Raw genomic sequence first — 10658 nt, forward strand, 5'->3', positions numbered from 1 at the left:
AGCAAAACACGGATCAGGAGATCATCATGAGACATGGCAGCGGCTACCGCCGTCTGAACCGCACGCCCGAGCACCGCAAGGCGCTTTTCGCCAACATGGCGGGCTCGCTCATCGAGCATGAGCAGATCAAGACCACGCTCCCCAAGGCCAAGGAGCTGAAGCGGATCATCGACAAGCTGATCACGCTGGGCAAGCGCGGCGACCTGCACGCCCGTCGCCAGGCGGCGGCGCAGCTCAAGCAGGACATCCACGTGAAGAAGCTCTTCGACGCGCTGGGGCCCCGCTATCAGGAGCGTCAGGGCGGCTACTGCCGCGTGCTGAAGGCCGGCTTCCGCTATGGTGACATGGCGCCGATGGCGATCATCGAGCTGGTGGACCGCGATCCCGAGGCGAAGGGCGCGTCCGATCGTGCCTTCCTCGCCGCGCAGGAAGAGTTCGCGAACGCGGAGTGATCCGGCGTCCCGGCTGACTATTTCGAGGCCCCGTCCCGACCGGACGGGGCCTTTTTCGTCAAGGGCGCCATGTTGCATCGGCGTCGGTGCCGGATAGACTCGTCCCATGTCCGACCTTTTCGACCTCCTGCCCTCCGACCGCGAGCCCGGCCCCGGCGCCCCGCGTCCCTTGGCCGACCGGCTGCGGCCGCAGTGGCTGGCCGAGGTCATCGGGCAGGATCACCTGCTCGGTCCCGAGGGGCCGATCGGGGCGATGCTGGCGGCGCGGAGCCTGTCGTCTCTGGTGCTCTGGGGACCGCCGGGGGTGGGCAAGACGACCATCGCCCGGCTTCTCGCCCGCGAGACGGACCTGCATTTCGAGCAGATCAGCGCGATCTTCACCGGCGTGCCGGAGCTTCGGAAGGTGTTCGACGCCGCGCGGCTGCGGCGACGGCAGGGGCGGGGGACGCTGCTCTTCGTAGACGAGATCCACCGCTTCAACCGCGCGCAGCAGGACGGCTTCCTGCCGCTGATGGAGGACGGCACCATCGTCCTCGTGGGCGCGACGACCGAGAACCCGAGCTTCGAGCTGAACGCGGCGCTGCTGTCGCGGGCGCAGGTGCTGACGCTCAACCGCCTGACGCTGGCGGATCTGGAGCGGATGACGCAGAGGGCCGAGAAGGAGCTGGGGCGGCGGCTTCCGCTCGACGGACCGGCGCGCGAGGCGATGCAGGAGATGGCTGACGGGGACGGGCGGGCGCTCCTCAACCTCATCGAGCAGGTGGCGTCGTGGACAGGGGCCGGGACGCTAGACACCGCCACTCTGTCGAGCCGGCTGCGGCGGCGGGCGGCGAACTACGACAAGAATGGGGACGGGCACTACAACCTGATCTCGGCGCTGCACAAGTCGGTGCGGGGGTCGGACCCGGACGCGGCGCTGTATTGGTTCGCACGGATGCTGGAGGGGGGCGAGGACCCGCGCTTCCTCGCGCGCCGCATCACGCGGATGGCGGTGGAGGACATCGGGCTGGCCGATCCGCAGGCGCAGGGCGTGTGCGTCGAGGCATGGGAGACCTACGAGCGGCTGGGTTCGCCGGAGGGGGAACTGGCGCTGGCGCAGGCGGTGATCTACCTCGCGCTCGCCCCCAAGTCGAACGCGGTCTACGTGGCCTACAAGGCGGCGCGCGAGGCAGCGCGCAGGACCGGCTCGCTCCTGCCGCCCAAGCACATCCTGAATGCGCCGACGCGGCTGATGAAGGAGCAGGGGTTCGGGGCGGGCTACGAATACGACCATGACGCCGAAGGGGGCTTCTCGGGGCAGGACTACTTTCCGGAAGGGATGAAGCGGGGCGTCTACTACGTGCCGGTGGACCGGGGGTTCGAGAGGGAGCTGCGCAAGCGCGTGGACTTCTTCGCAGGGCTGCGGGTGAAGCGGCGCGACGGCCGCTGAGAACTTCCGCGCCGTTCCGTGTGTTGACACCGGGAGCGTCCGCCCCAAGAAGGCCCGCATGACACGCACATTCCTCCTCGTCGCTCTCGGCGGCGCGCTCGGCTCCTCGGCGCGGGCGCTGGTCGGGCTTCTCGTGCCTTCGCCTTGGGCCACGCTCCTCGTCAACGTCGCGGGCGGGCTCCTGATGGGCTGGCTTTTCGCGCTCCTCGGCTCTGGAACGGCGCTGGGCGCGCTGCTGATGACCGGGGCGCTCGGTGGCTTCACCACCTTCTCGGCCTTCTCGCTCGACGCACTCCGGCTGGTCGAGGGCGGGCGCGGCGGGCAGGCGCTGGCCTATGTTTCGGCCTCGGTCGCCCTGTCGCTCCTGGCCTGCTGGGTCGGGCTCCGGCTCGGGAGGCTCGCATGAGCGGGGTGCAGATGCTGATGGTCGCGGCGGGCGAGGGGGAGCAGCGGCTGGACCGCTGGCTCCGGAAGCGGTTCCCGCTGCTGACGCAGGGAGCCATCGAGAAGATGTGCCGCAAGGGGGAGCTGCGGGTGGACGGCGGGCGCGTGACCTCGGCGACCCGGGTGGCCGAGGGGCAGACCGTCCGGATTCCGCCGCTGCCGGACATGGATCAGCCTGCACCGCCGGCCTCGAGGCTGTCGCGGAGCGACGAGGCGATGATCCAGGCGGCGGTGATGTGGAAGGACGAACACATCATCGTGCTGAACAAGCCGCCGGGGCTGCCGTCGCAGGGTGGCTCGGGGCAGGGGGACCGGCACGTGGACGGGCTGACCCCGGCCTTGGCCTTCGGCTACAAGGACCGGCCGAAGCTCGTGCACCGGCTCGACAAGGACACGTCGGGGGTGCTGCTGCTGGCGCGGACGGACCGGGTGGCGCGGGGACTGTCCGAGGCGCTGCGGCACCGGAACGTGCGGAAGATATATTGGGCGGTGGTCGCTGGCGTGCCTTATCCAAGAGCCGGGACGATCAAGTTCGGCCTCGTGAAGGAAGGCGGGCGCGGGGACGAGAAGATGCGTTGCGTCCACCCGCGCGAGGTCGACTCCACGCCGGGGGCCAAGCGTGCGGTGACCGAGTTCATGACCGTGGAGAACGCCGGCGGGCGGCTGTCCTGGGTCGCGATGCAGCCGGTGACGGGGCGGACGCACCAGCTTCGCGCCCATATGGCCGAGCTGGGGCATCCGATCCTGGGCGACGGCAAGTACGGCGGCAGCGCGCAGGAGAACCTGGGCGACGGCTGGGGCGCGGGGATGGGCGGCGACCTGTCGCGCAAGCTGCATCTCCACGCCCGCACCCTGATCGTCGAGCATCCGATCACCAAGGCCCTGCTGACCCTGACCGCGCCCTTGCCCCCGCACATGAAGGACACCTGGGATTACTTGGGCTGGGACCCGAGGGAGGCCCTTGTCGATCCGTTCGAGGATCGCGAATGAGCGGCTGGGCCTCGAAGCGGTTCTGGACCGAGGTCGCGGTCGTTCCCGAGGGCGATGGTTTTGCCGTGACGCTTGACGGGCGGCCAGTGAGGACGCCGGGCAAGGCGCGGCTGGTGGTGCCGACGCGCGCCTTCGCCGAGGAGGTGGCGCGGGAATGGGCGGCGCAGGAGGGGCAGGTCGATCCGGTCACCATGCCGGCGACGCGGCTTGCCAACGCCGCCATCGACAAGGTGAGCGCGAGCCGCCCCGAGGTGGTCGAGATGCTCTCGGCCTTTGGAGCTTCGGACCTGCTCTGCTACCGCGCCGAGGCGCCGGAGCGGCTGGTGGCGCGGCAGCGGGCAGGCTGGGACCCGCTTTTGGCCTGGAGCGCCGAGGCGCTGGGCGCGGACCTGTGCGCCGTGCAAGGCGTGATGCCGGTGGCCCAGGCCGAGGCCGACCTCGCGCGGCTGCGCGAGCCAGTCGAGGCGATGGACGCCTTCGAGTTGGCGGCGTTCCACGACCTCGTGTCGCTGTCCGGGTCGCTGGTGCTAGCGCTGGCGGTGGTGGAGGGGCGGCTCTCGGCCGAGGAGGCGTGGCGGCTGTCGCGGCTCGACGAGGACTTCCAGATCGAGGAATGGGGCGAGGACGAGGAGGCGGCCGAGGCCGCCGAGCTGCGGCGGACGGCCTTCCTGGACGCGGCCCGCTTCCACGCCCGGCTCACGCCTCGCAGGCCCCGGGTCTGACGCCACGGAATCGGGCAGGTGCCGCCGCGTTGGGCGGTCCTTTGTTCGATTTTCGTCATGGACCGCTTGACCGTCGTGAATGTTTGCGCCGACAGTTTGGGCAGTCGGGGCGAGGTGGCCCCGCCGTCCCCCGCCGTCGCGGGGGATGGCCACAAGAGAGCGCGCCGCCGACGCGGCGCGACGCAACGGGAAGGACGACCGATGAAGACATCCGTCATGCTGGGCACGCTGGCCTTGGCCGGTCTGGCCGGGGCGGCCCAGGCCGCGACCCTGGACGACGTGAAGGCGCGCGGCACGCTGAACTGCGGCGTGAACCCGGGCCTGACCGGCTTTGCCGCGCCGGACGCGAGCGGCACCTGGCAGGGCTTCGACGTGGACCTCTGCCGCGCCATCGCCGCCGCGGCGCTGGGCGATCCGGCGAAGGTCAACTACATCCCCCTGTCGGGCGAGACGCGCTTCACCGCCCTGGCGGCGGGTGAGGTGGACGTCCTGGCCCGGAACTCCACCTGGACCTTCTCGCGCGACACCGACCTCAAGCTCGACTTCCCGGCGGTGAACTACTACGATGGGCAGGGCTTCCTGGCGCCGCGCGCGCTGGGCGTGGCCTCGGCCAAGGAGCTCGACGGCGCGACCGTGTGCATCCAGACCGGCACCACGACCGAGCTGAACCTCGCGGACTTCTTCCGCGTCAACAACATCACCTACGAGCCCGTGCCGATCGCCAACGACGCCGAGGGCCGGCAGCAATACCTCGCCGGCGCCTGCGACGTCTACACGACCGACGCCTCGGGCCTCGCCTCGGTCCGCGCCACCTTCGAGACGCCGGACGACCACGTGATCCTGCCCGAGATCATCTCCAAGGAGCCGTTGGGCCCGGCCGTGCGCCACGGCGACACGGAATGGGCCGACATCGTGCGCTGGACCTTCTACGCGCTCGTCACCGCCGAGGAGCTGGGCATCACCGCCGCCAACGTGGCCGAGATGGCCGCCGCCCCGACCGAGAACCCGGAGATCAACCGCCTGCTCGGCACCGAGGACGAATACGGCACGATGGCCGGCCTCGATCAGCAATGGGCCGTCCGCGTCGTCCAGGCCGGCGGCAACTACGGCGAGATCTTCGAGCGCAACCTGGGCGAAAGCACCTCGATCGGGCTGGCGCGCGGGCTCAACGCCCTGTGGACGCAGGGCGGCCTGATGTACGCGCCGCCGTTCCGCTGATCGGCCGTTCCGGGGGCGCCCAGCGAGGGCGCCTCCACCGCATCCCGAGACCGAGAGGCGAGACGACCGCATGACCATCGCAGCCGAGCCGCCGCGACGCGCGTTCCGGCCCAGCCAGCTCATCAACGACAGCCGCTATCGGGGCCTCACCATCCAGGTGGTCGCGCTCCTGCTGCTGGCCGGGTTGATCGCCTATCTCGGGCACAATCTCGTCGTGAACCTCCGCGCGCTGGGGAAGGATTTCGACTTCGGCTTCCTGGGCAACCGCGCCGGCTACGACATCGGCCAGACGCTGATCTCCTATACCAACAACGACACCCACGCCCGCGCCGCCTTGGTGGGGATGCTGAACACGCTGCTGGTCGCGGCCCTGGGCTGCGTGACCGCCACTGTGATCGGCGTCCTGGCCGGGGTGCTGCGGCTGTCGAAGAACTGGCTCATCGGGCGGCTGATGACCGTCTACGTGGAGTTGTTCCGCAACGTGCCGCTGCTGCTCTGGATCGTGCTGGTTCATGCGGTTCTCAGCAACGCCACGCCGATCCCGGCCGAGTTCCGGGGCGAAGGGGCGACAGCCTCGATGGTCTTCGGGGTGATCGCCTTCACCGCCCAGGGCACCTTCATCCCCTGGCCGGTCTGGGGCGAGGGAGCGGAATTACTGACGGTCGTGCTGCTGCTGTCGATCCTTGCTGCCTTGGTTTGGCGCAGCTACGCGCGGCGCCGGCAGATGGCGACGGGGCGGCCGCTGCCGGTGCTCTGGGTGGCGCTGGCGATCCTAGTCCTGCCGACAGTCCTAGCCTTTCTTCTGCTCGGCCGGCCGGTGACCTTCGACGTGCCAACAATGCGCGAGACGGGGATCGCACGCTTCAACGGCGGCGTGAACATCCTGAACTCGCTGGTGGCGCTGTGGTTCGCGCTGGCACTCTACACCGGGGCCTTCATCGCCGAGATCGTGCGGGGCGGCATCCTCGCGGTGTCGCGCGGCCAGAGCGAGGCCGCCTTCGCGCTAGGCCTGCGGCCCGGGCGGACCATGCGGCTCGTGATCCTGCCGCAGGCGCTCCGTGTGATCGTGCCGCCCCTCATCTCGCAATACCTGAACCTGACCAAGAACACCTCGCTCGCGGTGGCGGTGGGCTATGCCGACCTTCGGGCGACGCTGGGCGGCGTCACCATGAACCAGACCGGGCGCGAGCTGGAGAGCATCCTGCTCCTCGGGCTGTTCTACCTCGTGGTCAGCCTCGTCATCTCGGGCGCGATGAACGTCTACAACCGCCGCATCGCCCTCAAGGAGCGCTGATGTCCGAGATCCACGCCGAGACGGTGGCCTTCGCGCGCGACACGATGATGCCGCCCGCCCCGCCGCCCCGCCGCGAGACCGGTGCGGTGCGCTGGATGCGCGAGAACCTGTTCTCGGGGCCGCTGAACATCATCCTCACGATCCTGGCGGCGTGGCTGCTGTGGCTGGCGCTGCGCGACCTGCTGCCCTGGGCCTGGCGCGGCATTTGGCAGGCCGGATCGGCCAGCGAATGCCGCGCGATCCGCGACCAGCTTTATGGCGAGGGCGTGCCCGCCGCCTGCTGGGCGGTGGTCCGCGCGCGGTGGCGGCAGCTCCTGTTCGGGTTCTACCCGGCGGATGGCCTGTGGCGGCCCTTGCTGGCGTTGGGGCTGTTCCTCGTCGCGGTGCTGCCGGTGCTGTTCTCGGGGGCGCCCCGCCGTCTCCTGTGGCTGTCGGCCGCCGCGCCGTTCGTGATCGTCTGGCTTCTCTGGGGCGGCTCCCTGTGGGGCCCGGTCGCGGCGGCGCTGGGCTTCGTCGTCGGCTGGGCGATCTGGGCTGCGGTGGCCCGGCGGGGGAACGCCGGGTTGGCCCTCCTGCTCGGGCTCGGCGCGGCCCTGGCGTGGTGGTTCCTGCTCGCCCGGCCGGTGGCGGCGGGTCTGGCATCGGTCGCCCCGCTCGCCCTCGTCCCGGTCGAGTCGCGGGCCTTTGGCGGCTTTACCCTGTCGCTGGTGATCGGGCTGGCCGGCATCTGCCTGTCGCTGCCCCTGGGCGTGCTGCTCGCGCTCGCCCGCCGGTCCGAACTCTTCTTCATCTCCAAGGTCGCGGTCGCCTACATCGAGGTGATCCGGGGCGTGCCGCTGATCGTCTGGCTGCTGGTGGCCCAGGTGGTGCTGAACTACTTCCTGCCGCGCGGCACCAACTTCGACATCCTGCTGCGCGTCATCATCATGGTGACGCTGTTCTCCTCAGCCTATATCGCCGAGGTGATCCGGGGCGGCCTTGCTGCGCTGCCGAGCGGGCAATACGAGGCTGCCGACGCGCTGGGCCTGGGTTACTGGCAGGCCACCCGGTTGATCGTGCTGCCGCAGGCGCTCAAGATCTCCATCCCCGGCATCGTCAACAGCTTCATCGGCCTGTTCAAGGACACGACGCTGGTGTCGATCATCAGCCTGTTCGATCCCATGCGGATCTCCTCCACCATCCGGGCGACGACCGAGTGGGGCGGCATCTACTGGGAGCTTTACGTCTTCGTGGCGCTGGTGTTCTTCGCCTTCTGCTTCGCCATGTCCCGCTACTCCATCTGGCTCGAGCGGCGGCTCGAGCGTAGCCACCGCTAGGAGCCCCGCCCATGACCGACGCCGCCCTCGCTCCGCCGCCGCCCGTCTCGGGAGAGGTCGCCGTGCAGATCACCGGCATGAACAAGTGGTACGGTCAGTTTCATGTCCTTCGAGACATCGACCTGACCGTCACCAAGGGCGAGCGGATCGTCATCTGCGGGCCCTCGGGCTCGGGCAAGTCCACGCTGATCCGCTGCATCAACCGGCTGGAGGAGCACCAGAGCGGCCAGATCGTCGTGGACGGGACCGAGCTGACTTCGAACCTCAAGAATGTGGACAAGGTGCGCTCCGAGGTCGGGATGGTGTTCCAGCACTTCAACCTCTTCCCGCACCTGACGGTGCTGGAGAACTGCACGCTGGCGCCGATCTGGGTCCGCAAGGTGCCCAAGCGCGAGGCCGAGGAGACGGCCATGCACTTCCTCCACAAGGTCCGCATCCCCGAGCAGGCGCACAAGTATCCCGGCCAGCTCTCGGGCGGGCAGCAGCAGCGGGTGGCGATCGCCCGGTCGCTCTGCATGAGGCCGAAGATCATGCTCTTCGACGAGCCGACCTCGGCGCTCGACCCCGAGATGATCAAGGAGGTGCTCGACACCATGATCGAGCTGGCGCGGGACGGGATGACCATGCTCTGCGTGACGCACGAGATGGGCTTCGCGCAGGCGGTGGCGAACCGCGTGATCTTCATGGACCAGGGCCAGATCGTCGAGCAGAACACGCCGCGGGAGTTCTTCAACAATCCCCGGTCCGAGCGGTCGAAGCTGTTCCTGAGCCAGATCCTGGGGCATTGAATGGGAGCGCGGAGGGCGGGCTTCAGCCCGCCATGTCGCATCCTTGGCGGGCTGAAGCCCGCCTGACGTGACTAGATCGTGTCGAACAGGTCCGGGCCGCGTTCAAGGGCCCCTGCGGCGTTGTGGGCGAGGCGGATCGGCTCGGGCAGGCGGAAGCGAAGGGAGCAGCGCAGGACCAACTCCACCGCGCCAGCAAGGTCGCAGAGATGGCCGGGCGAGATGAAGACCGGGTTCGTGCCTGCCCGGGTGCGGAGCGCGGCGCCGATCACCTCGCCCTTGTCCACGAGAGGTTCCCAGGCTCCCTTCTCGGGTGGCACGGGCGCGTGGCGGCCCGTCAGGCGGGTCTTGGCGCAGCCGATGGTCGGACGGTTGAGCCAGAGGCCCATGTGGCTCGCGATGCCGATGCGGCGCGGATGGGCGATGCCATTGCCGTCGAAGAGGAACAGGTCCGGCTCGGTGGCGAGTTGGCCGAAGGCTTCCTCCAGCACCGGCCCTTCCCGAAAGGACAGGAGGCCGGGAACATAGGGAAAGGGCGTCGGTTGGCGGGCCAGCGCCGTCTCTACCACGCGGAAGTCGGGGAAGGTGGCGATGACCACCGCCGCTTGGGATACGTCGTTCCTGACGCTCACGTCGACCCCGGCGACGAGACGGAGGCCCGACAGGTCGAGCGGGCGGTCGGCCACCACCTCGGCACGAAGGTCGTTCTGGAGCGCGATCGCCTCGGTCGGTGATAAATCCCAGGCGTGGCGGCGGTGCAGGCGCATGGGCCACCTCAGCCCACGTCGGCGGGGATCGCGAAGGCCAGAACGGTGCCCGAGGCCTCCCCTAGGTCGGCCCAACGGTCCAGGTCGAAGGTCAGCGCCGCGACCGCTGTCGTGGGGAAGTCCACCCAGCGGTGATGAGGCGGCACCTCGCGCGCCAGATAGTCAGCGAGGCCTCCGATTCCCGGATTGTGGCCGACCAGGGCCACGCGATCCGCTCCGGTCCCGGCCAGCGCCCGTAGCATCGCATCGGGCGCGGCGTGGTAGAGTTCGGTCAGGTGGCGGACGCGGGGCGGCTCGGACCAGTGGGGGAGCATCAGGTCCAGCGTCTCCCGCGTGCGCGCCGCGTCCGAGCACAGGACCTCGGCGGGCATCAAACCCCGATCGGCGATCCAGCGCCCCATTCGGGGCGCGTCCCGGCGGCCGCGTTTGTTCAGCGGCCGTTCGTGGTCGGGCAGGGCGGGGTCGCCCTGGTCGGACTTGGCATGGCGGATGAGCAGCAGCGTCAGGGTCATGTCGGGTGAAACGCTTTCATGTGGAATGCCGATTGCGCCGGGTCGCGTTGGCCGGCCCCGACCGGGCAGGCCCGCCGCACACGGCAGCCTCCCGAGAGGCAGCCCCTGCCTGCGGGCGCATCGAGCAGCCGGTGACAGGCCGCCACGTCATAGCTGTCCTCCCTCAGCGCGCTCACGGGACAGGCCCGGAGACACGGCCTAGCCTCGCAGCTATCGCACGGACGGGCCGAGGCAACGGGCGGCACGTCCTCTTCCAACGCCACCGCGCCCCGGAATGAGATCCAGAGCCCTGCCGTGTCATGCACCAGCAACCCTACCGGCGAAGGCCAGCAGCGGCCCGAGCGTCGCGCCCAGTTGGTGAAGGGCCGCCAAGGCGGGCCGACGAAAGGGAAAGCCGCCTTGGTCCCGAACTCGCAGGCGAGCCGCCCGATCACGCGTCGCGACCAGCGGTCGAGCGGCTGGGGCTCGCCGTCCGCCATCTCGGGCGAGGCGGAGACCAGCGGCCAGAAGCCCGGTTCGTCCGGCGACAGAAGCGCGACCGAGCGGAAGCGGGTGGGCAATCCGTCCTCCGGCAAGAGCGGGGAGACGCCCGACACGACGAGGCCTTGCGCTTGGGCCGCCTCGGTGAGCGCGCTGACCTGCTGCCCGTTTTCTGGACCGCGCCGAGCTGGACTTTTCCAGTTTAGGCTTGGGCCGAGGAGACGGAGAGAGACCATGAAGAGATCGAAG

The 10658-nt window shown here is 69.8% G+C and carries 12 protein-coding genes; 9 read left to right on the forward strand and 3 right to left on the reverse strand.

Features of this window, described 5'->3' with window-relative positions; all coding sequences use genetic code 11:
- Positions 1–26: 26 nt before the first annotated feature.
- From rplQ to J2Z33_RS13070, 9 genes are all read left to right on the forward strand, one after another.
- Positions 27–452 carry a 50S ribosomal protein L17 gene (gene rplQ / locus J2Z33_RS13030; RefSeq protein WP_209841723.1) on the forward strand — a complete coding sequence of 142 codons (426 nt, stop codon included), beginning with the start codon at positions 27–29 and terminating at the stop codon, positions 450–452.
- Between the two features lie 106 nt (positions 453–558).
- Entirely contained in the window at positions 559–1881 is a 1323-nt protein-coding gene (locus J2Z33_RS13035) for a replication-associated recombination protein A (protein WP_209841725.1), read from the forward strand.
- A gap of 58 nt (positions 1882–1939) precedes the next feature.
- Positions 1940–2287 (forward strand): fluoride efflux transporter FluC, encoded by a 348-nt coding sequence (locus tag J2Z33_RS13040; RefSeq protein WP_209841727.1) that lies wholly within the window; start codon positions 1940–1942, stop codon positions 2285–2287.
- A complete protein-coding gene (locus tag J2Z33_RS13045; protein ID WP_209841729.1) occupies positions 2284–3315 on the forward strand; it encodes an RluA family pseudouridine synthase in 1032 nt (343 codons plus the stop codon). The genes J2Z33_RS13040 and J2Z33_RS13045 overlap by 4 nt, the downstream gene beginning before the upstream one ends.
- Positions 3312–4037 (forward strand): ATP12 family chaperone protein, encoded by a 726-nt coding sequence (locus J2Z33_RS13050; protein WP_209841732.1) that lies wholly within the window; start codon positions 3312–3314, stop codon positions 4035–4037. The genes J2Z33_RS13045 and J2Z33_RS13050 overlap by 4 nt, the downstream gene beginning before the upstream one ends.
- A 201-nt stretch (positions 4038–4238) precedes the next feature.
- Positions 4239–5255 (forward strand): amino acid ABC transporter substrate-binding protein, encoded by a 1017-nt coding sequence (locus J2Z33_RS13055; protein ID WP_209841734.1) that lies wholly within the window; start codon positions 4239–4241, stop codon positions 5253–5255.
- Between the two features lie 70 nt (positions 5256–5325).
- Entirely contained in the window at positions 5326–6549 is a 1224-nt protein-coding gene (locus J2Z33_RS13060; RefSeq protein ID WP_209841736.1) for an amino acid ABC transporter permease, read from the forward strand.
- Positions 6549–7865, forward strand: a complete 1317-nt coding sequence (locus J2Z33_RS13065) for an amino acid ABC transporter permease (RefSeq protein ID WP_209841738.1) — start codon at positions 6549–6551, stop codon at positions 7863–7865. Before J2Z33_RS13060 ends, J2Z33_RS13065 begins: the two co-directional genes overlap by 1 nt.
- Before the next feature lie 11 nt (positions 7866–7876).
- A complete protein-coding gene (locus tag J2Z33_RS13070; RefSeq protein ID WP_209841740.1) occupies positions 7877–8653 on the forward strand; it encodes an amino acid ABC transporter ATP-binding protein in 777 nt (258 codons plus the stop codon).
- Positions 8654–8724: 71 nt separating this feature from the next.
- Here J2Z33_RS13070 and nfi read toward each other — a convergent pair whose 3' ends face one another.
- From nfi to J2Z33_RS13085, 3 genes are all read right to left on the reverse strand, one after another.
- Positions 8725–9417: a deoxyribonuclease V gene (nfi, locus tag J2Z33_RS13075; protein ID WP_209841742.1), complete on the reverse strand. Its 693-nt coding sequence runs from the start codon at positions 9415–9417 to the stop codon at positions 8725–8727.
- Positions 9418–9425: 8 nt separating this feature from the next.
- Complete coding sequence (locus J2Z33_RS13080; RefSeq protein WP_209841744.1) at positions 9426–9929, reverse strand: SixA phosphatase family protein; 504 nt, start codon at positions 9927–9929, stop codon at positions 9426–9428.
- Positions 9926–10658, reverse strand: a 733-nt coding sequence (locus tag J2Z33_RS13085) for a hypothetical protein (RefSeq protein WP_342454181.1), incomplete at its 5' end; no start/stop codon positions are given. The genes J2Z33_RS13080 and J2Z33_RS13085, both read right to left, overlap by 4 nt.

This window comes from Rubellimicrobium aerolatum (assembly GCF_017872975.1).
In the GTDB taxonomy this organism is placed as follows: Bacteria; Pseudomonadota; Alphaproteobacteria; order Rhodobacterales; family Rhodobacteraceae; genus Rubellimicrobium; species Rubellimicrobium aerolatum.